This is a genomic window from Bacillus sp. ISL-57 (assembly GCF_018613135.1).
Taxonomy (GTDB): domain Bacteria; phylum Bacillota; class Bacilli; order Bacillales; family DSM-1321; genus Peribacillus; species Peribacillus frigoritolerans.
The window spans coordinates 1-21,865 of sequence record NZ_JAGGQV010000017.1; the positions used below are offsets into that span (position 1 = coordinate 1).

Here is a 21,865-nt window from a genome sequence, read left to right on the forward strand (position 1 = left end):
CACCAGGCATGATGATGGGCGGCCAAAACGGAGGCCAGCCACCAGGCATGATGATGGGCGGCCAAAACGGAGGCCAGCCACCAGGCATGATGATGGGCGGCCAAAACGGAGGCCAGCCACCAGGCATGATGATGGGCGGCCAAAACGGAAGCCAGCCAGGCATGATGATGGGCGGCCAAAACGGAGGCCAGCCACCAGGCATGATGATGGGCGGTCAAAACGGAGGTCAGCCACCAGGTATGATGATGGGCGGTCAAAATGGATTTCAGCCAGGCATAAAGGAGATGCAAATAGGAGGTCCTCCAGGGATGATGGGCAGTCAAAACGGAGGCCAGCCAGGCATGATGATGGGCGGTCAAAACGGAGGCCAGCCAGGCATGATGATGGGCGGTCAAAACGGAGGCCAACCAGGCATGATGATGGGCGGCCAAAATGGAGGCCAGCCAGGCATGATGATGCCGGGACAATTTGGCGGTCAGCCGGACATGATGATGGGTGGTCAAAACGGAGGTCAGCCAGGCATGATGATGGGCGGCCAAAACGGAGGCCAGCCAGGTATGATGATGCCGGGACAATTTGGCGGTCAGCCGGACATGATGATGGGTGGTCAAAACGGAGGTCAACCAGGAATGATGCCGGGACAATTTGGTGGTCAGCCGGACATGATGCGCGGGCAGCTTGGGGGGCAACCAGAAGCTATGTTACCTGGACAAATGGGAGGCCAACCAGGCCAATTCGGGGGCGTTCGTGCACCTGAAACATTTGGGATACCGACATATGTAGATGAAAGCGATGACTACTAATCATCAAGGAGACAGTGTTTTTAACACTCGTCTCCTCTCTTATTTAAATCGTAAGCCAAAGAATGTCCACCATATCCAAAGCAGTGTCTATTTAATAACTTTTGAAAAAGGTCATTCAGTGATCCTTAAAGGATTTGACAGTTTTGAAAAATGGGATCGACAAAGAGAACTGACTTCTTTATTAAAACAAAAGGGATTTCATCAAACGTATTATATTCATCAGCATTTAATGCCCTTTCAATTTAAAGGGAAGTGGTATGGCAGTATGGACTATTTTCCGCCGAACAAGAAAAAATTCAGGTTTTCCAATGATAAGGACCGCTTAGAAGGCATTGAGTTACTGGAAAGCTTCCATGATGTGTCGGAAAATCTCTCCATTAACGCGCCTATGTTCAATCAATCAAAAAAGTGGAAAGAACGCTTATCACTATTTAAAAAGAACTTTTCTTATGTTCGCCAATATGTTTCCGAAGATATTATCAAGGAATGGATTAGATGGGGGGAATGGTCACTAGAGGGGTTTGATAAATATCAGTCTTTATGGGATAAGGAAAAGAAAGTCATCATTCATGGTGATTGTGCCCACCATAATTTCTTGCGGAGAGCGGACGGCACGTTGACTTTAATCGATTTTGACTTAATGGCAAGTGCCCCAAGGTGCATTGATTATTTACAGTATGCAAATCGAATTTCGCCACAACTGGAAGATGCGGCCAACGAGCTGTGGGAAGTGCCGCAATTGCAAAGGTATCAGTCAGACCTGGCTTTTTTATATGCTTTAACATACCCTACCGATATCTTCCGTGAATGGAATCGCCTTAATAAAAGTTCTTCCCAGCTTCATTCGGTCTGGAAAATGACCGTGGAAGGTTTTTCGGAGCGAATGGAGATGAATGAAAAATTGGAGAAAAGGATTTCTTCCCTTAATAGGAATTAAAACGGGTTTTTGGCCGTATCTTACAGAGTACATTTCCCGTTCGACACCCATGCTAATTATGAGCGGAATATAGCTCATTCTATTGCAATGGGAGGGTTATTGGTGCAGAAAATAAAATGGGCACAGCCACTTTGTACGGTATTGGCCGCCGTCAGTTTGGTTGGATGTGCTAATAATGATACAGCGGAAAATGAAAATATCACGAATGATACAGGGTACCATGAAAAAGATGCATTGGTGCGAAACATCAATTATGAGAATATGGTGCATGGTTTATACAATAAAGATGATGCGTACAGTAAGAGTGACCGTAACTACCATGGACATGAAAGTAAGCCGCTAAAGGCAAAATCATCTTATTATAATTCTTATGAAGGTTCTTTAGCCGACAGAGTAAATGGTGTCGCCAATAAAGTGGAGCCGGTTAGCGATGCCAGGACAATCATCATGCAAGATGAAATGCTGGTAGCCTTGCTGCTTGATGACTATAGCCAAGCAAAAGATGTTAAACAAAGAATCAAAAAGGAGATCGGACCGCTTACCAATGGCCGTACCCTATATGTAACCACCGATGAAGGTGTCTACTTCAGGACGATGACACTTGATAATAATCTTCGGGATGGCGATACGAGGGAAATGATCATTTTGGATGCCAATGACATGTTCGATAACCTTAACATCCACGAAAATCACTTAAAATAATTTGTGGGCTGACCCGACTTGGAGTCAGCTCTTTTTGATTTTTTTCTGGTTAATAATCCTTATTTGGGTCAAACTACATAAAAAGTAAACGCCTTAAGAGGTGAGTATATTGTTTAATCAATTTAGAATCCAATTTTTCATGGCACTTTTCATATTGCCATTTTGCTTGACCGTTTTTGCGGAAGAAACCGTTCAAAAGGAAAATGATCCCATTGAAAGGAAGGTCATTCTTCAGCGTATGTATTTGGATGGCGAGTTAAGTGAAGAGAAATTGACAGAAACAATTTGGTCGATGGAGGACTTTTGGGCAAAATATGAAGGATGGCAAGTAGTCGATCAAAGTGAAGAGCAGATTGTCATGAAGAAAATTGAGAATGACATATCTCCGCTGTTAAAAGCGAATGGTTACCTTGGGATGAGGGAAGATGGTACATTATCCATTTTTATTGGAAGGCCTGAGCACGCCAAGATCATTCATACATTCTACCAAATAGACGTTGGTAAACTTGAAGCATACAAGCAGGAGGAACTGCAAAAAGGGATTCCAATCATGAATAAAGACCAATATAAACAGCTCATTAAAGAATATGAGCCATATTCGGTAAACTAGGGTGGGATGATATCCCATCCTTCAGACTGTAGACTAAAACTCGATAGTAATGGAGTTGTCTGCAGTTTTTTTGGTGTTTACCATTACCGTTGATTTCCACTGTGGGCACTCGCTTTCCGCGAGCGTTCCACCCTTGGCGCTTTTGCGCCAGTCGGGTCTCCCTTGGACGCAAGTCTTGCACGCCTGTTTCAATCAACTTTGTTTTAGCTTTGAGGTGACACTCGGAATTCCTTGTGGATAGACTTTGCCGAATATGAAATAACTTTTAATGAACAACACCCCTTTTTATGATAAAATGAGAGGTACAGCAAAATCAGGGAGAGAATTAATTTGTATGATTATATAAAAGGCAAGGTCGATTATATCGGACCTGAATACATAGTTGTGGAAAATGGGGGGATCGGATATCAAGTGATGACGCCGAATCCTTTTATTTTTTCCGCTCAATACCAGAAAGAAATCCAAGTTTTCCTGTATCATTATGTTCGTGAGGATTTGGTGGCATTATACGGATTTCAGACTCGTCAAGAAAAGGCGTTATTCACAAAATTATTGAATGTAACCGGAATCGGGCCGAAGGGTGCTCTAGCCATATTGGCATCAGGCCAGGTTGATCAAGTGGTACAGGCGATCGAAAATGAAGATGAATCATTTTTGGTGAAATTCCCGGGAGTCGGAAAGAAAACGGCACGGCAAATGATTCTCGACTTAAAAGGGAAACTGGAGAACATTATACCGGATGCGTTTCCAAGCTTGTTTAACGAAGGAGTCACGGCTGCAATCAGTCCAAATGGTTATTCGGAGGAATTGGATGAAGCCATTCTTGCATTGAAGGCTCTTGGTTATTCTGAAAAGGAAGTTCAAAAGGTTGCCAAGAAATTGCAGGCTGAAGATATGACGACCGAGCAATATATTAAGAAATCATTGCAAATGATGTTAAGATAAGGAGTGGCGCAATGGAGGAGAGAATATTCAATCAGGAAGCCGATTTGAACGAACTGTCCTTTGAACAAAGCCTGCGGCCGCAAAACTTAAAGCAATATATCGGACAGGATAAAGTGAAAGCGAATTTGAGTGTATACATCGAGGCGGCAAGGATGCGTGAAGAAACGCTCGATCATGTACTTTTATATGGACCGCCTGGTCTTGGCAAGACGACGCTTGCCGTCATCATCGCCAATGAAATGGGTGTAAATATCCGCACGACTTCCGGTCCCGCCATTGAGCGGCCGGGAGATCTGGCGGCCATTTTGAGTGCACTTGAACCAGGTGATGTATTGTTCATTGATGAGATTCACCGTCTTCCCCGTGTCGTTGAGGAAGTGCTATATCCGGCTATGGAGGACTTTTGTCTGGATATAGTAGTCGGTAAGGGACCGGAAGCCCGATCGATCAGGATCGACTTGCCGCCGTTCACCCTCGTAGGGGCCACGACACGGGCAGGCTCGCTGTCTGCACCGCTCAGGGACCGATTTGGTGTTTTGAGCCGTCTTGAATATTATACGGAAAACCATTTGACTGATATCATCATCCGTACAGCAAGAATCATGGATACGGAAATGGATGATCAAGCAGCGGCAGAGCTTGCAAGAAGGTCAAGGGGCACCCCGAGAATTGCCAATCGCCTTTTACGGAGGGTCAGGGATTTCGCCCAGGTGCGCGGTGATGGGACGATAACGGCAGAGCTTGCCGATTATGCGCTTGAATTAATGCAGGTCGACCGTTTAGGACTCGATCATATTGACCATAAATTACTTAAAGGGATCATTGAAAAATTCCGTGGCGGGCCAGTGGGCCTGGAAACGATTGCGGCAACCATTGGCGAAGAGGCACATACGATCGAAGATGTGTATGAACCATATCTGTTGCAAGTCGGTTTTCTTCAGCGTACCCCTAGAGGCCGGATGGCAACACAGCTTGTTTATGAGCATTTCGGAATGGAGATGCCTGAATGATGAATATACCAAAGATGGTCATGATTCTGGGTGTGGTTATATTCGTGATTGGTTTTGCGATGAAATATGTTCATCTCGGCAGGCTGCCGGGAGATATTTTTCTGAAAAAGGGGAATACGACTTTTTACTTTCCTATCGTTACATCAATCATCGTCAGTGTTGTGTTGTCCGCGATTTTTTATTTGATCGGCCGTTTTAAATAATGATTACAGCTTGATAGACACGTAAGGAAGTGGAACAGATGAAATTGGATATGTTTGATTTTCATTTACCGGAGGAACTGATTGCACAAGTTCCTTTGGAGGATAGGGAAGCAAGTAGATTGATGGTACTGGACAAAGAAACCGGTAAGCTCCAGCATGATGTATTCAGCCATATCACGGAATATATCAAACCGGGAGATTGCCTGGTGTTGAATGATACAAAAGTGCTTCCGGCCCGACTATACGGCAGTAAAGAAGGGACGGGAGCAAAGATCGAAGTATTGCTGCTTAAGCAAGAGCATGATGATGTCTGGGAAACGCTTGTGAAGCCGGCCAAACGGATTAAGGAAGGCTCGACGATCGTTTTCGGCGATGGTAAGCTGAGTGCCGTCTGTACAGGTGTACTCGAGCATGGCGGCCGTATCCTTGAATTTAAATATGATGGCATATTTTATGAAATACTGGAGAAGCTGGGCGAAATGCCGTTACCTCCATACATCAAGGAGCAACTCGATGATCAGGACCGCTATCAAACCGTTTATGCGCGGGAACGGGGATCTGCAGCGGCACCAACCGCTGGTCTGCATTTTACGGAGGATTTGCTTGAGAAACTTAAAGGGATGGGTGTCCACATCGCCTTCATCACGCTGCATGTCGGGCTTGGAACATTCCGTCCGGTAAGCGTCGACGATATTGACAGCCATGAAATGCATTCGGAATTTTATCAAATGACGGAAGGCACTGCCAGATTACTGAATGACGTAAAGGAAAAAGGCGGGAAAATCATTACGGTCGGCACTACGTCCACAAGGACATTGGAAACGATTGCGTCCCGCAATGATGGGGTTTTCAAGGAAGAGAATGGCTGGACGAGCATCTTCATTTATCCTGGCTATGAGTTCAAGGGGATCGATGCGATGATAACGAACTTCCATTTGCCTAAATCGACTTTAATCATGCTTATTTCTGCACTTGCAGGCAGGGAGCATGTCCTTCATGCCTATGAAACGGCTGTGGAAGAAAAATATAGGTTCTTTAGTTTTGGAGATGCAATGTTAATTAAGTAATATAAGAGTGAGAAGCTCTTGAAGGGAGTTATTGCGTTGACTGCAATACGATATGAGTTAATCAAAACATGTAAACAGACAGGGGCACGGCTAGGCCGGGTCCATACGCCGCATGGTTCTTTTGAAACGCCGGCATTTATGCCGGTTGGAACGATGGCTACTGTCAAAACGATGTCCCCGGAAGATTTGAAACAAATGGGGGCAGGCATCATCCTGAGCAATACGTACCACCTATGGCTGCGTCCGGGGCATGAAATCATCAAGGAAGCTGGCGGATTGCATAAGTTCATGAACTGGGATCGGGCGATTTTGACCGACTCAGGCGGCTTTCAAGTCTTCAGTTTAAGCGAGTTCCGCAAAATTGAAGAAGAGGGTGTGCATTTCAGGAACCATCTGAATGGCGATAAATTATTTCTATCTCCGGAAAAAGCGATGGAAATACAAAATGCGCTTGGCTCCGATATCATGATGGCCTTTGATGAATGTCCGCCATTTCCGGCGACTGAAGAGTATATGAAGAAGTCGGTTGAACGGACAACGCGCTGGGCGGAACGCTGTTTGAATGCGCATGAGCGTCCAAATGACCAAGGGCTGTTCGGAATCGTTCAAGGCGGGGAGTTTGAAAATCTTCGCAAACAAAGTGCAAAAGACCTTGTCTCCCTTGACTTCCCGGGTTATGCTATTGGAGGACTATCTGTAGGGGAACCGAAGGATATCATGAACCGCGTCCTTGAGTTTACAACTCCGCTGCTGCCATCTGACAAACCGCGCTATCTTATGGGGGTCGGTTCACCGGACTCATTGATCGACGGTGCACTCCGCGGTGTTGATATGTTTGACTGTGTACTGCCGACGCGAATCGCGCGTAATGGTACGCTCATGACGAGTAATGGACGGCTGGTTGTAAAAAATGCGAAGTATGCACGCGATTTTGGTCCAATCGATGAAAATTGCGATTGCCATGTTTGCAAGAATTATAGCCGGGCATATATCCGCCATTTGATTAAATGTGAAGAAACCTTTGGAATTCGCCTTACGACTTACCACAATCTTCATTTTCTGTTAAACTTGATGGAACAGGTCAGACAAGCTATTCGAGAAGATCGTCTTGGAGACTTTAGGGAAGAGTTTTTTGAGCAGTATGGTTTCAATGAACCAAATGCGAGAAACTTCTAATTCCATAAATATTTTAATGAACGAAAGGAGTGAATATACTTAAATGGGTTCTTTAGCACAAATACTTCCGTTGATTTTAATGTTCGTATTGTTCTATTTCTTATTGATCCGTCCGCAGCAAAAACGCCAAAAGGCTACGCAAAACATGCAAAGCAGTTTGAAAAAAGGTGATAAAGTTGCTACTATCGGCGGCATGCACGGGACAATCGATGCAATCGATGAACTGCAAATCGTCATTAAATCACCAGACGGCACAAAACTTACTTTTGACCGTGCAGCAATCCGTGAAATTACGGAAAGCGCACCGAATAAAGAAACATCCCTATAAAACAAACGAAAACCGGGCCATGTGCCCGGTTTTTTGCTGTCTAATTTTAATCGGAGCGTGAGTCGGAACTCATGTTGACCCCAAGAACGCCACCCATCATGGCCGTAACCACAAAACAGCCATAGTATATCCATTGCTTGATGGTGAAAAGGGCATCGTGACCTAAATATTGAAAAAGGAACACGACCAACAGATAAAGCAGCCCAGTGCTTCCGCCCAAGAATAGTCCTTGCTTTTGCCCTTTGCCTCCTGATATGAATCCACCAATGAACAGCGATAAAAAGGACACGATCATGACCACGTATGTCAGGGATGATTCCGTCAATGAAGTAAAGCGAAGAAGGGTGGAAACGATTAAACTAGCAATCATCGCTATGGCAAAGATGGAGCCTACGCCATAAATTACGGCGACACTCATTTTTTTAGTTTCGATGGGTATTCCTCCTTTTTAAAAGGCTGATACGTATAGCCTGTTTATGTGTTTGTACAAGCATATTCCCGATATCGAACCTTTAGACCAGGTTTAAGAAGCTTCCCGTAAAATTAGAAAAGATTATAGAGTAATTTATCAGTTCCCAAGCCATGCTATGGATGAAGGAAGTGTTGTTGAATTGGATATTTATCTAGGGATTATATTACGAACGGCGATAATCTATCTGGTCATCTGGTTCCTTTTTCGAATGATGGGTAAGCGGGAAGTTGGGGAACTGAGCGTTCTTGATTTAGTGGTTTCCATCATGATAGGGGACATTGCTGTGCTATCCTTTGAAGATTTGGAAAAACCGTTTATCCGACAGACTATCCCGATGTTTGTTCTCGCGTTCCTCCAAATCACATTGGCATTTGCCTCATTGAAAAGTGTTCGATTTCGCTATTTCATGGACGGTAAGCCGCAGATCATCATTAATCAGGGGAAAATAGATGAAAAGGCGATGCGCAGACAACGATATAATTTTGATGACTTATTGACGCAACTTCGTGAACAAGGAATTATTGATATAAACGAAGTGCAATTTGCCATCCTTGAAACTTCAGGAAAGCTCTCAGTGATTAAAAAAAGCGACGAAGAAGGAGTGGAAAATCAGGTACCATTCCCGCTGATTGTCGACGGAGAGATACAAGAAAAAAATCTTGATAAAATTGGAAAAAATCATGTTTGGCTTTTGAATCAGTTAAAGGAACATGGAGACACGAAGGTTAAAGAGATTTCGATTTGCGGGTACATAGATGGCCAATTTTACATCGATAAAAATGAAATAAAGAAATGACCGAAGCCTTTGAGTGCTTCGGTTCACTTTATTTCCAAGCCAATTTTGACAAAAAGCCGCCAACTACAGGAATCCTGATCAGATCGGCCTTTTTTATGCTGCCGGTCATGAGCAGGAAAAATGTGAACAGCAGGATAACGACGGTTACGGAAAGCAAAAGCCGTATGCCGATAGGTTGTGAAGAAAGCGGGAATTGATAAAGATAATAACCGCCCCATCCTGAAATTAACGCAAGGACCAGAGCAGACATATAGCTTCGGAAATGAAGCGTGAAAGGGACGACCTTCAGCACGGTTGAAAAATGCAGGAAAGTAACGAGCATCGTACCGACGGCTATCCCGATTGCGGCTCCCATGATCCCGAAACTTTCCTTTGAAGCCAGCAGCCAGATCACACCGATTTTAAGGATGTTCCCAGCCAGGCTGTTGAACATGGCGGCCTTTGCAAGGTCCAGTGCTTGCAGCATGGATTGCAGCGGATATTGAAAATAATAAAGGATGAAAAAAGGTGCCAGGAATTTAATGAAAACGGCAGCATGCGAAGATCCGTACATGACTTGCAAGATCGGTTCGGCAAAGATGAACAGAATGACGATAGCTAAACAGCCTGTGATAAAGGTGATTTTCAGGGCTTGTTGAAGCCTGTGTTCAACGAGTAAAAAGTTTCCGGTCGTTCGGGCTTCGCTCACTGCCGGGACAAGCGCCGTCGCCAATGATGATGTAACGAAGGAAGGAAGCATGAGTAAAGGCAGAGCGTATCCAGTCAACTCCCCGTACTGACTGGTGGCTGCGGAAGCGGTGACTCCTGCAAGTGCTAAACTCTGGGCGACCACGATCGGTTCGAAAAACCATGATACCGATCCAATCATCCTGCTCCCGGTGGTAGGAAGGGCAATCCCCATCAATTCGGTGAACGTTCCTTTTCCGGATTTGACATTCTTGAAGAAACCCTTTCTGAACTTAAAATGTTTCTTTACTTTAAAGCTGGTCAATAAGTAAATGAGAGAGACGAGCTCACCGATAATCGATGCAAGCATTGCCCCGGCTGCTGCATATTCGATTCCATATGGCAAAAAGGCCTTGGTCAGGACGGCTATGAAAGTGATTCGGGCCACCTGTTCGATAACTTGCGAGAAGGCGAAAGGCTTCATATTTTGCTTGCCTTGGAAATAACCGCGCAGTACGGATGAAATGGCGATGATCGGGACGATTGGGGCAATCGCCATGAGAGGCCATATCGTCCGTTCGTCCGTGAATAGGTATTCTGATAGAACCGGCGCGAAAAGCAGCATCGCAGGAGTGAAAACCATCGATAGAGTAAAGGTGCAGGCCAAAGAGACGACAAGGATTTTCTTGATTTTCCGTTCATCACCTCTGGCATTGGCCTCGGCCACGTATTTCGAAATGGCGATTGGCAGGCCTAACTGGGTTATGTTCACGACGAGAAAGAGTGTCGGTAAAGCCATCATATATAAACCAACGCCTTCTTCGCCGATGAAGCGGGCGATGACAATACGGTTAATGAAACCAAGAACCCTTGTAATCAGGCTTGCGATTAATAAAATCAGCGTCCCTTTTAAAAATTTGGACATTGAACTCCCTCCCTGCCTTCTCAAAAAAGCGGTTATGCTATACAATTATCTATATGCTTGTACTTGGACAAAGCATGACAAAAGTGTTTGTTTGCGTTCTAACAAATGATAAGAAACCCCTTCTAAGAAAATGCGCATTCATTTGAGAATCATTTTATTGGAGGCAAAGTGATGGCAAAAAAGAATCATCCCTATCAAAGGTATTATTTAAAGGTGCGTCCATTTTTGAAGAGTAAGCGTGAGGAATTCCAAATGGTCGGATTGAATGCCGTAACAGAGGAAGACATATGGGGAACCTTAACCAAAAATAAATGGAAACGCCCGCAGGAAAACATTCACCTTCATGAACTTGTCGCAGATATCGTGACATTTTCGAGCAACCAGTTCATGACCTTCCAAATGGTCGAAGCTTATAAATCACCGAACCTATTCGAGCCGCTTTCCGAAGAGGAACTGAAGGAGCTTTTGAAAGAATAACGCAAAGATATACTTAAATTGACAGCTGTTTGTATATGACTCATAATAGATATGGTTATGCTTTTTTTTGGAAAAAGTATGGAAAGCTGTGTCTTTTTTCTCAAAAAGCAAAGGGTATGCAGTTATCATATAAACAAAAATGACATTTTTTTAACTTCAGGAACAGGCGTATTATAGAAAGGGGCCTACTACATAATGGTAAAAAGAAGCAGGATCGTTGCGTTTTTTCTAATCGCACTTTTGATTTTCGCAGCGATGGGGACAACTTCAAAAGGAATCCTAAAGGATATCAAGCTGGGTCTTGATCTTCAAGGCGGTTTTGAAGTGTTATATGAAGTAAAACCGCTGTCAGGGGAAAAAATCACCCCGGACGTTTTACGGGCTACAGTAAGCTCACTTGAGCGGCGTGTCAATGTGTTGGGCGTTAGCGAGCCTAACATTCAAATAGAAGGGAAAGACCGGATCCGCGTACAATTGGCTGGGGTCAAAGACCAAAACAACGCTCGGGAAATCCTTTCTACACAAGCTAAATTATCCTTCCGTGATTATAACGATAAGGAAATGATGACCGGTGCCGACCTGAAAGAAGGCGGCGCGAAACAAACGTTCCAAGATAATAAACCGGTTGTCGAAGTCACGCTGAAAGACGTGAATAAGTTTAAAGAAATCACTCAAAAAATCTCCTCGATGGAAAGTCCGACAAATGTACTGGCAATCTGGCTGGATTTCGAGGAAGGAAAAGATTCCATTAAGGATACCTCTTCACAAGACAATATGATTTCAGCTCCAGCTGTCAGTGAAGTTTTCAATACGAAGAAGGTGTATATTACCGGTCAATTCACGGTGGAAGAAGCGAAAGAGCTTGCAGCCCTTCTGAATGCAGGTGCCCTGCCTGTAGATTTGAAAGAAAAGTACTCCACTTCAGTAGGTGCCCAATTCGGTGCAGGAGCATTGAATGATACCATTTTTGCGGGAATCATCGGAATTGCACTTGTTTTCATCTTCATGCTTGTGTATTACCGCTTCCCGGGATTCATTGCAGTCGTCACCTTAAGCATCTACATTTTCTTGACGCTATTAGTGTTTGATTGGATGAATGCGGTGCTCACGCTCCCAGGTATTGCGGCATTGGTACTCGGGGTCGGGATGGCTGTCGACGCCAATATCATAACCTATGAGCGAATCAGGGATGAATTGAAACTTGGCAGATCGGTTAAGGCAGCATATAAAGAAGGTACCAAGAATTCACTTGCTACAATCACGGATGCCAACTTAACGACCCTGCTGGCTGCGGCCGTATTGTTCTATTACGGAACAAGTTCGGTTAAAGGGTTTGCCACCACTTTGATCATTTCGATCTTAATGAGTTTCATTACTGCCGTTTATGGTACACGCCTGTTCATGAGCCTGTGGGTGAATAGCGGGTTCCTGGACAAACGTACGGGATGGTTTGGCGTGAAGAAGAAAAATATTCACGATTTATCCGAGAAAATGGATTTAATGTCATTGCCAACACGCTTTGATAAAATCGATTTCGTGAAACATCGGAAAGTTTTTTACGGCATTTCAATCGGTGTTACCATTATCGGGATCATCTTCCTGCTCGTCTTCAGATTGAATCTTGGGATTGATTTCACGAGCGGTACCCGAATCGAGATTGCGTCCAAAGACGTCTTGACGACTCAGCAAGTCAAAACCGAAATGAAAAAGGTCGGTATCGACGAAGATGATATCAAGGATGTCAGGCTCGCTGGACAAGACAATAAAAATGCTGTCGTTCGGACAGTCGGTGTCCTCGATAAGCAAGAGATTGCTGAATTGAAGGACCATTTCAAGAAAGATCACGGAGCAGAACCGAATGTCAGCACCGTATCACCGACAGTAGGAAAAGAGCTTGCGAAAAATGCCATGGTTGCGTTAGCGATTGCCTCAATCGGAATCATATTGTATGTATCGATACGATTTGAATGGCGAATGGCTGTACCAGCCGTGGTTGCGCTGATACATGATGCATTCTTCATCATCACGATTTTCAGCTTGCTCCGGCTCGAAGTGGATATCACCTTCATTGCTGCGGTTCTGACGATCGTCGGTTATTCGATCAATGATACGATCGTAACCTTTGACCGTATTCGTGAAAACCTGCGCTTCAGCCGTAAAATTAAAACCGTCGAAGAACTGGAGAACATTGTGAACATCAGTATCAGGCAAACGCTGACGAGATCCATTAATACGGTTCTCACCGTTCTCATTACGGTCATCGCGTTGATGATCTTCGGCAGTGAAGCTATCCGTAACTTCTCCATTGCCCTGTTTATCGGTTTAATATGCGGTGTGTATTCATCGCTATTGATCGCTTCCCAATTCTGGCTTGATTTAAAAATCAGGGAATTGAAGAAGAAAGGTCCTCTGAATACCGCAAAAGAAAAGAAACAAAGTCTTGAAGGACAAGTTTAATAGGTGAAAGGGGGCTGGCGTGTTGCCAGCCTTCTTTTTGTTGAACTAGCTTATGGAATAGGGAATTACAGCCAATTATGAGTTTAAAATAAAATTGAAACTGGTATATTCGTTTTGTATAATGAGTAGGTTGAGGGGTGAATAAATGTTAAAGCCAAAAACCCGGTGGAACTTGCGAACTGCCGATGAAAACAAAGTTGCTGTACTAGCTGAAGAGCTTCATATCACACCTTTGGTTGCAGCCCTGCTTGTGAATCGAGGCCTGGATACGATTGAAAGTGCCCGATCGTTTTTATTTGTAAAAAATCAAACTTTTCATGACCCATTTTTATTGAAGGATATGGATAAAGCAGTATATAGAATAAAAGAAGCGATTCAAAATGGAGAAAAAATACGTATATTCGGTGATTATGATGCGGACGGCGTGACATCGACCACCGTGATGATGACGGCGCTGACGAGATTGGGTGCCGATGTTGATTTTTATATCCCGAATCGGTTTACAGAAGGATATGGTCCGAATCCGATGGCATTCCGCCTTGCAGCCGAGCAAGGTGTTAAGGTATTGATAACCGTCGATACCGGAATTTCCGCAGTCGCTGAAGCGATACTTGCCGCCGAGCTAGGCATGGATTATATTTTGACGGATCACCATGAACCGGGACCGCAACTGCCTGAGGCATTGGCGATCATCCATCCTAAACTTGAGGACAGTACCTATCCATTTAAAGACCTTGCCGGAGTAGGGGTTGCATTTAAGCTTGCACACGCCTTGCTCGGGGAATTGCCTGAGGATTTGCTTGAAATAGCGGCAATCGGCACGATAGCGGATTTAGTGCCTTTACAAGGAGAAAACCGCGTCATTGCTGCAAAAGGCATAGAGCAGTTACGATTGACTCGCCGCCCGGGACTTGTTGCGTTAATGAAAGTGGCGAATGTTCAGCAGGAAGCATTGAATGAAGAATCGATCGGCTTTGCAATGGCACCGAGGATCAATGCTGTCGGGCGCCTTGGAGATGCCGATCCCGCTGTTGATTTATTGATGTCCGCAAATCTGGAAGAAGCAATGGAACTTGCTAATGAAATCAACGATATCAATAAAGAGCGGCAGGAAATGGTTGCAGCAATGGCTGAGGAAGCGATTGCTGAAGTCGAGGAAAACTTCCCGCCGGAGTCCAATGGCGTGCTCATCATTGGCAGGGAAGGCTGGAATGCCGGAGTTGTGGGGATTGTCGCCTCTAAACTTGTTGAACGCTTTTACCGGCCCACGATTGTATTGAGCTATGATCGGGATAAGGGATTAGCTAAAGGTTCTGCCCGGAGCATCGTTGGTTTCGATCTTTTTCAAAGTCTTTCCCAATGCCGTGAAATGCTGCCTCATTTCGGTGGACATCCCATGGCAGCTGGAATGACGTTGAAAATAGAAGATGTTCAGGAGCTTAGGGACCGCATGAACTTGATTGCGAAGGAAGAACTGAACGAAGAGGACTTCACACCGATTACAAACTTGGACGGTGCTACGACTTTAGCTGAAGTTTCCGTTCAAACGATTCAGGAAATGAGCTTGCTTGCACCATTTGGGGTTACGAATCCCAAGCCGAAGATTTTGATAGATTCCGTACAACTCTCAAGTGTCCGCAAAATTGGTGCCAACCAAAATCACTTGAAGGTTCAGCTGGAAGATGGTGAAAAACATAAACTTGACGGTGTGGGCTTCGGTCTCGGTCATTTTGTCGATGAAATAGCTCCGCACGCTGAAGTTTCGGTGATTGGAGAGCTCTCCATCAATGAGTGGAATAATATGAAAAAGCCCCAGATCTTTGTCCAGGATGTCTCGGTGGACCATTGGCAGTTATTCGATTACCGCGGCAAGGGACAGGCAGAGAAGTGGCTTGCCGACATTCCTGCACAAAACCGGAAGATCGTCATTTTCTCGGAAGATATTTATAGCAGATATCCATTTCTGCAGAACCATCCAGATCTCGTTCATATCGAGAATGAACTGGATGCTGAGCAGCTCGACTGCTTCGAAGGGCATTTGGTACTCATGGACATGCCGCCGTCCAGGGAATATTTGAAACGGGTGATTGCCAATAAGAACCCTTCCCGTATCTACGCTCACCTTTCCCATGAACAGGACCATTTCTTAAGTACGATGCCGACAAGGGATCATTTTAAATGGTTTTATGCCTTCCTTGCCAAGAAGGGTCCGCTTGATGTGAAAAGATATGGCGATGACCTGGCCAAATATCGCGGCTGGTCAAGAGATACAGTGGATTTCATTTCTAAGGTGTTTTTTGAGCTTGATTTTGTTACAATAGAAAATGGGTTAATTATGCTCACAACCAATGCGAAAAAACGCGATCTCAGTGAATCTGTATCGTATACAAGAAAGAAAGAGCAATTTGAGCTTGAACAAGAGCTTGTTTATTCTTCCTATCAGCAATTATTCGATTGGTTCAATCATTATTTAGTTCATGAGGCAACAGACCTTGAGGAGGAAACAAAGCAATGGATTTAAAGCAATATGTAACAATTGTGCAAGACTGGCCAAAACCGGGTATCGTCTTCAAAGATATTACAACATTAATGGATAACGGCGCAGCTTATAAATACGCAACAGACCAAATCGTCGAGTATGCTCGCGATAAAAATATCGACTTGGTGGTCGGGCCGGAAGCACGCGGATTCATTATCGGATGTCCAGTCGCATACTCATTGGAAGTGGGCTTTGCGCCAGTGAGAAAAGAAGGAAAACTTCCACGTGAAACGATTAAAGTCGAATATGGTTTAGAATACGGCAAGGATGTATTGACAATCCATAAAGATGCCATTAAACCGGGACAGCGTGTCCTGATTACGGACGATTTGCTTGCTACCGGGGGAACAATCGAAGCGACGATCAAATTGGTGGAACAGCTTGGCGGAATTGTAGCCGGAATTGCCTTCCTTATTGAATTGACTGACTTGGATGGAAAAGATAAATTAGACGGCTATGATGTCTTGACATTAATGAGCTTTTAATAAAGGAGGGCACTCTGACCAGGGTGCCCTCTTTCTGTTTTTCCCATTTTAGCTGGATTTTGTCGAATTTCCAGTGAAAAAAAGCACTATTCTTAATAAAATACACGTTTAACCCTTTACATCCTTGCCTTTTTTTTCGATAATAGTAATAATAAAGAGTTTTTCTGCTAATAAGTTTATTTGCACTTTTATCCGTTTAAGCGGATTTATTTTTTTTCGCAAAAATTGTCACGTTTTGCAGAATAAAGGGAAGTGCTACCAATCATACTCAATCCGGATCATATCCGGTGGCAGTTAAAGTGGGGTTAAGGTGATTAAATGGCTAATGATCAAATATTGACTGCCGAGCAGGTTGTAGAACGGGCCAGCTTATATCTTCAGCCGGAAGAAGCTGAATTTATTCATAGAGCGTTTAAGTATGCAGAGTATGCTCACCGAGAACAATTCCGTAAATCGGGAGAGCCGTATATTATTCATCCGATTCAAGTGGCGGGCATTCTGGCTGATCTTGAAATGGACCCTGCAACCATTGCGGCAGGTTTTTTACATGATGTTGTTGAAGACACGGAGGTCACTTTGAAGGATATTGAAGAAAATTTCAGTCCTGAAGTCGCCATGCTTGTGGATGGCGTGACCAAGTTAGGGAAAATCAAATACAAATCACAGCAGGAGCAGCAGGCGGAAAACCATCGGAAAATGTTCGTGGCGATGGCCCAGGATATACGGGTCATCTTGATCAAGCTTGCGGACAGGCTGCATAATATGCGGACATTGAAGCATCTGCCGCAGGAAAAGCAGAGAAGGATATCGAACGAGACGTTGGAAATCTTCGCACCGCTGGCCCATCGTCTCGGGATCAGCACGATTAAATGGGAACTCGAAGATACTGCACTAAGGTATTTGAATCCTCAGCAGTATTACCGAATCGTCAACCTGATGAAGAAAAAGCGTGCAGAACGTGAAAACTATCTGGAAGAAGTCATAGATGAAGTGCGTAAAAACGTTGAGGAAGTCAACATTAAGGCTGACCTGTCCGGCAGGCCGAAACATATTTACAGCATTTATCGCAAAATGGCTTTGCAGAATAAACAGTTCAGTGAAATTTATGATTTGCTTGCCGTTCGGATCGTTGTCAATAGCATAAAAGATTGCTATGCCGTTTTAGGGATCATCCATACATGCTGGAAGCCGATGCCTGGCCGATTCAAAGACTATATCGCGATGCCGAAGCCGAATATGTATCAATCGCTCCATACGACGGTGATCGGACCGAAAGGCGATCCGCTGGAAGTGCAGATCCGTACTTCCGATATGCATCGCATTGCCGAGTTCGGGGTTGCTGCGCACTGGGCTTATAAAGAGGGAAAAGATGTCGGTGAACAGCCTTCACTGGAAGAAAAATTGACATGGTTCCGGGAAATTCTTGAATTCCAGGATGATGCGACTAATGCCGAGGAATTCATGGAATCCCTTAAAATAGATCTTTTTTCTGATATGGTATTCATTTTCACTCCAAAAGGAGATGTCATCGAATTGCCATCAGGATCCAACCCGATTGATTTCGCTTACCGGATTCATTCGGAAATCGGAAACAAAACGATTGGTGCCAAAGTGAACGGGAAAATGGTACCGCTGGATTATAAACTGAAAACTGGCGATATCATAGAAATCTTAACATCGAAGCATTCATATGGTCCAAGTCAGGATTGGCTTAAACTGACGCAAACATCTCAAGCGAAAAATAAGATCCGCCAATTTTTCAAGAAGCAGCGCCGGGAAGAAAATATCGAAAAAGGCAAAGAGCTTGTTGAAAAGGAAATCAAGGATATGGAGTTCGACCTGAAGGAAATCCTGGCTGCGGAGAATATCAGGCGTGTTGCGGATAAATTCAATTTCCTGAATGAAGAGGATATGTATGCAGCAGTCGGATATAACGGAATAACAGCCCTTCAGGTAGCTAACCGCCTTACCGAAAAATGGCGTAAGCAGAAAATGGTCGAGCAAGAAGCGGATATTTCTGAAGCGGTAGCCGATCTGAAAACCTTCTCCAATACATCTAAAAAACGTGACTCGGGCGTACAGGTACCAGGGATTGATAACCTGCTTATCCGCTTATCACGCTGTTGCAACCCAGTACCAGGGGATGAAATCGTTGGTTATATAACCAAAGGCCGCGGCGTTTCAGTTCATAGGCAAGATTGCCCGAACCTGGATAGCGGGGATGCCGATCATCGCCTTGTACCGGTTGAATGGGAAAGTACGATTAACGAACGCAAGGAATACATCGTGGAAATTGAAATCAGCGGCTATGACCGTCGCGGCTTATTGAATGAAGTTCTTCAAGCCGTCAATGAAACCAAGACCAACATTTCAGCGGTCTCGGGTAAATCCGACAGGAATAAGGTCGCGACCATTCACATGTCGATTTATATTCATAACATTGCCCATTTGCAAAAGGTTGTCGACCGCATTAAACAAATTTCAGATGTTTATTCCGTTAGAAGGATCATGAACTAAGGAGTCTTTATTGCCATGCGTGTTGTTTTACAACGTTCCAAAGCGGCAAAAGTAGTTGTCGCAGACCAAATAATCGGACAAATCGACAGCGGTCTTGTCCTGTTGGTTGGTGTCACCCATGGAGATACAATCGATGACGCCGCCTATTTGGCCGAAAAGATTGTCAATCTAAGGATATTTGAAGACGAAAATGAAAAGATGAACCACTCACTATTGGATGTGGGAGGTTCGATTTTATCCGTTTCACAATTCACCTTATACGGCGATTGCCGTAAAGGCCGCCGACCGAACTTCATGGACGCCGCCCGTCCTGAAGAGGCGAAAGAATTATATGAAGCATTTAACGAGGAACTCCGCAAAAAAGGCGTCCATACGGAAACAGGTCAATTCGGTGCCATGATGGATGTTCAGCTTACTAATGACGGTCCCGTCACATTAATACTTGAAAGCAAAAAATGACCTGCTGCGGCAGGTTTTTTTGTAGAAAAGCCAGCTTCGATGCGAAGCTGGCTTTTCTAGTCCTTATTTAAAATACCGTGCCAAGCCATTATAGATGGCCGATGTGATTTTTTCTTGATACTCATTCGATGTTAATGTCAATTCTTCCACTGGATTACTTAAATAACCTAGTTCAATGAGTGTTGCTACCCGTTTATTTTCACGGGTAACATGATAATTCCCGTATCGGGATCCGCGATTGGGCACCTGCATGGTGGAACCGAGTGAATTGGCCAGTGTAGCCGCCAACGCACGCTGGTAATCATGATAGTAGTATGTGGTTATCCCGCTGGTGATCTGGTCCTTGGTGCTATCATAATGGAGGCTGATGAAAGCATCCGCGTTATGTATATGAGAAGTACTGACCCGGGAAGGGAGTGGAACATAGGTATTTCCGCTCCTGGTCAGGATCACTTTAGCTCCTGCCGCCTGAAGTTTGTCCCGCAGCAATTCTGCCGTTCGCATCGTCAGGTTTTTCTCAAGTGTTCCACCGACCCCGATTGTACCGCTATCCCTGCCGCCATGGCCGGGATCGATCACAATCGTTTTATCCTTTAGGTATTTCTCAACGCCAGGTCGTTGAATCTGCTCGGCATTCCCTTCGATCGTCACGATCCATCCGGCCACATAAGCAGTTTTTCCGCCCTTTAGTTTAATGGAATACCAGTCGCCTTCCATACCTGATGCCGTGAACGTTTCACCTGCATTGGCTTGCCCTACAATCCCCGAGTTGCCATCCGGCTCACTTCTAAGGATCGTACCATCATGAATGATGGTAATCTTGTTTCCTTTTACATCAACCCTTTTTTCCTTTGCCGTTTGCTCGACATTCTCTTTTTCCAGGTACCAACTCACTACCCAGCCCTTTTTTGAACCAGTGAGCTGGATCTGTGTCATATTTCCCTTTGTTTGGAGCACGGCGTAAGTCTCATCCTTGTTCACCGAACCGATGACCTTGCTTGAGAGCGAGGCTTCATTCCTGACAGTTAAACCCGTGGCGGTCACCCTTGCAGTAGCGCCTGTCGTGTCCTCTTTCATATCAGCATGATCTTCGCTCACCTGTATGTAAGGTTCAGCTACCCAACCGCGGGTTCCTTGGAAATCAATTTCAGCCCATTCATTTTCAACCCTGTAGACGGTCACTGACGTATTTTTATTCAGCTTTCCGAGTGCGGCACTGCTTGTTGACGGTTCCGAACGGACATTGAGCCGGTCCACCAAAGTTACTCCGGTTTTCACGGATTGATTCGTTCTTTTTTCCTTGGTTGAATCTTTCTTCGCTGCTTTTTCTGATACGGAGGGAAGCGTAATGTAGTCAGCAGAGACCCAGCCTTCGATATCCGCCGTTTTGACCTTTATCCAATTCTCATTTTTTTCAATGATGTCAACAAAAGTTCCTTTACTCAAGGACCCAACCGTTTGAAATGTAGTGCCGGGACCTGTTCGGACACGGACGGAGCTGCCTGATATCGTCCCTTGTCCGGATCCCTTTTTGACCTGATTGTTATCAGACCCTGTTTGTCTATCCACTAACCAATTGGCAACCCAGCCCGTTTTGCCGGTGCCGATCCGGATTTCAATCCAGTCGCCATCTTCATCAAGAATGGGATACGATTCCCCTTTTGACAGTTTTTTTACGATAGGGAAACTGAGACCTGCACCTTCACGGACATTGACCACTTGGGTCGTCACGATATTTTCCCCATCATCTTTTCCAAAAGCGTGATGGACGGGGAAAATCACTGAGAATATCAGCATCAGTGTCAGGCCGAATAAACCCGATTTCTTCTTCATAAGTTGTCTCTCCCTTTTAATGTCTATATGTATGTATTCTCGTTCAATGAAAATTTCCCTCTTTCCCTGTGCAAAAAACATTTTTTTTAGGAAAGAATAGAGCTTATATAACTGTAGGAGGGAAACCACATGAAATTCAGCGAAAAAGATCAAACGAGCTTAAGCGGAGGCAATCAAGTACTGGGTGTCGATTTTCACGATTTCATCCAAAAGGAACAAAGCGCAAACCTTGTTGAATTGGCATCCGAATTCGGGGTCAATGTCCGGACGATCAAAAATTTGAAAAAACGTTTGAACCAGTAAAATGCGACAAAAATCCTCAGACTGCCTTGACATTTGATGTTAACGTCCGTATGATTATAAAATATCAGACTTATTACTGCAATAACCAATGATGGAGAAGAGTAATTAAGAAACACATGAAAAGAGAGGAAATGCCGAGGCTGAAAGCATTCCAC

20 protein-coding genes, 1 pseudogene and 1 other annotated feature (1 of these 22 cut by a window edge) are annotated in these 21,865 nt (G+C 44.5%); of the genes and pseudogenes, 18 read left to right on the forward strand and 3 right to left on the reverse strand.

Annotation, left to right across the window (positions count from 1 at the left end):
• The 10 genes and pseudogenes from J7I90_RS19540 to yajC form a co-directional block, all read left to right on the forward strand.
• Positions 1-803 (forward strand): annotated as a pseudogene (locus J7I90_RS19540) (hypothetical protein); the annotation flags it as partial.
• Positions 793-1,740 (forward strand): phosphotransferase, encoded by a 948-nt coding sequence (locus tag J7I90_RS19545; protein WP_214773390.1) that lies wholly within the window; start codon positions 793-795, stop codon positions 1,738-1,740. The pseudogene J7I90_RS19540 and the gene J7I90_RS19545, both read left to right, overlap by 11 nt.
• A gap of 102 nt (positions 1,741-1,842) precedes the next feature.
• On the forward strand, positions 1,843-2,442 hold the full coding sequence (locus J7I90_RS19550; protein WP_214773391.1) for a YhcN/YlaJ family sporulation lipoprotein: 600 nt from the start codon (positions 1,843-1,845) through the stop codon (positions 2,440-2,442).
• Positions 2,443-2,542: 100 nt separating this feature from the next.
• Entirely contained in the window at positions 2,543-3,052 is a 510-nt protein-coding gene (locus J7I90_RS19555) for a BofC C-terminal domain-containing protein (RefSeq protein ID WP_396020108.1), read from the forward strand.
• Positions 3,053-3,382: 330 nt separating this feature from the next.
• On the forward strand, positions 3,383-3,997 hold the full coding sequence (gene ruvA / locus J7I90_RS19560) for a Holliday junction branch migration protein RuvA (protein ID WP_214773393.1): 615 nt from the start codon (positions 3,383-3,385) through the stop codon (positions 3,995-3,997).
• An 11-nt stretch (positions 3,998-4,008) separates the two neighbouring features.
• On the forward strand, positions 4,009-5,007 hold the full coding sequence (gene ruvB, locus J7I90_RS19565) for a Holliday junction branch migration DNA helicase RuvB (protein WP_034308811.1): 999 nt from the start codon (positions 4,009-4,011) through the stop codon (positions 5,005-5,007).
• Positions 5,004-5,210, forward strand: a complete 207-nt coding sequence (locus J7I90_RS19570; RefSeq protein WP_214773394.1) for a DUF2905 domain-containing protein — start codon at positions 5,004-5,006, stop codon at positions 5,208-5,210. The genes ruvB and J7I90_RS19570 overlap by 4 nt, the downstream gene beginning before the upstream one ends.
• A gap of 38 nt (positions 5,211-5,248) precedes the next feature.
• A complete protein-coding gene (queA, locus tag J7I90_RS19575) occupies positions 5,249-6,277 on the forward strand; it encodes a tRNA preQ1(34) S-adenosylmethionine ribosyltransferase-isomerase QueA (RefSeq protein ID WP_063575570.1) in 1,029 nt (342 codons plus the stop codon).
• 30 nt (positions 6,278-6,307) lie between these two features.
• Positions 6,308-7,453, forward strand: coding sequence for a tRNA guanosine(34) transglycosylase Tgt (gene tgt / locus J7I90_RS19580; RefSeq protein ID WP_214773493.1), 1,146 nt, complete (start codon positions 6,308-6,310; stop codon positions 7,451-7,453).
• A 43-nt stretch (positions 7,454-7,496) separates the two neighbouring features.
• A complete protein-coding gene (yajC, locus tag J7I90_RS19585; protein ID WP_214773395.1) occupies positions 7,497-7,781 on the forward strand; it encodes a preprotein translocase subunit YajC in 285 nt (94 codons plus the stop codon).
• A gap of 46 nt (positions 7,782-7,827) precedes the next feature.
• Here the strand turns inward: yajC and J7I90_RS19590 are convergent, their stop codons facing one another.
• Positions 7,828-8,199, reverse strand: a complete 372-nt coding sequence (locus J7I90_RS19590) for a TIGR04086 family membrane protein (RefSeq protein WP_214773396.1) — start codon at positions 8,197-8,199, stop codon at positions 7,828-7,830.
• 169 nt (positions 8,200-8,368) lie between these two features.
• On the opposite strand from J7I90_RS19590, the gene J7I90_RS19595 reads away from it, so the two are divergent.
• The gene (locus J7I90_RS19595) at positions 8,369-9,049 is read left to right on the forward strand and encodes a DUF421 domain-containing protein (protein ID WP_214773397.1); all 681 of its coding nucleotides are present in this window, start codon (positions 8,369-8,371) and stop codon (positions 9,047-9,049) included.
• Between the two features lie 28 nt (positions 9,050-9,077).
• Here J7I90_RS19595 and spoVB read toward each other — a convergent pair whose 3' ends face one another.
• Entirely contained in the window at positions 9,078-10,640 is a 1,563-nt protein-coding gene (gene spoVB / locus J7I90_RS19600) for a stage V sporulation protein B (RefSeq protein WP_214773398.1), read from the reverse strand.
• A gap of 171 nt (positions 10,641-10,811) precedes the next feature.
• On the opposite strand from spoVB, the gene J7I90_RS19605 reads away from it, so the two are divergent.
• The 6 genes from J7I90_RS19605 to dtd all read left to right on the forward strand — a co-directional run bounded on the left by J7I90_RS19605 (position 10,812) and on the right by dtd (position 19,574).
• On the forward strand, positions 10,812-11,117 hold the full coding sequence (locus tag J7I90_RS19605; protein WP_034308797.1) for a post-transcriptional regulator: 306 nt from the start codon (positions 10,812-10,814) through the stop codon (positions 11,115-11,117).
• Positions 11,118-11,312: 195 nt separating this feature from the next.
• The gene (gene secDF / locus J7I90_RS19610) at positions 11,313-13,574 is read left to right on the forward strand and encodes a protein translocase subunit SecDF (protein ID WP_214773399.1); all 2,262 of its coding nucleotides are present in this window, start codon (positions 11,313-11,315) and stop codon (positions 13,572-13,574) included.
• A 145-nt stretch (positions 13,575-13,719) separates the two neighbouring features.
• Positions 13,720-16,095, forward strand: coding sequence for a single-stranded-DNA-specific exonuclease RecJ (gene recJ, locus J7I90_RS19615; protein ID WP_214773400.1), 2,376 nt, complete (start codon positions 13,720-13,722; stop codon positions 16,093-16,095).
• Positions 16,086-16,598 (forward strand): adenine phosphoribosyltransferase, encoded by a 513-nt coding sequence (locus J7I90_RS19620; protein ID WP_034308789.1) that lies wholly within the window; start codon positions 16,086-16,088, stop codon positions 16,596-16,598. Before recJ ends, J7I90_RS19620 begins: the two co-directional genes overlap by 10 nt.
• A gap of 318 nt (positions 16,599-16,916) precedes the next feature.
• Positions 16,917-19,115: a RelA/SpoT family protein gene (locus J7I90_RS19625; protein WP_214773401.1), complete on the forward strand. Its 2,199-nt coding sequence runs from the start codon at positions 16,917-16,919 to the stop codon at positions 19,113-19,115.
• Between the two features lie 15 nt (positions 19,116-19,130).
• The gene (gene dtd, locus J7I90_RS19630; RefSeq protein ID WP_214773402.1) at positions 19,131-19,574 is read left to right on the forward strand and encodes a D-aminoacyl-tRNA deacylase; all 444 of its coding nucleotides are present in this window, start codon (positions 19,131-19,133) and stop codon (positions 19,572-19,574) included.
• A 63-nt stretch (positions 19,575-19,637) separates the two neighbouring features.
• On the opposite strand, the gene J7I90_RS19635 is transcribed toward dtd, so the two are convergent.
• Positions 19,638-21,407: an N-acetylmuramoyl-L-alanine amidase family protein gene (locus tag J7I90_RS19635; RefSeq protein ID WP_214773403.1), complete on the reverse strand. Its 1,770-nt coding sequence runs from the start codon at positions 21,405-21,407 to the stop codon at positions 19,638-19,640.
• Positions 21,408-21,536: 129 nt separating this feature from the next.
• On the opposite strand from J7I90_RS19635, the gene J7I90_RS19640 reads away from it, so the two are divergent.
• Positions 21,537-21,710 (forward strand): hypothetical protein, encoded by a 174-nt coding sequence (locus J7I90_RS19640; RefSeq protein WP_034308777.1) that lies wholly within the window; start codon positions 21,537-21,539, stop codon positions 21,708-21,710.
• Between the two features lie 79 nt (positions 21,711-21,789).
• Positions 21,790-21,865 (forward strand) — a binding site (T-box leader); it runs 161 nt beyond the window's last position.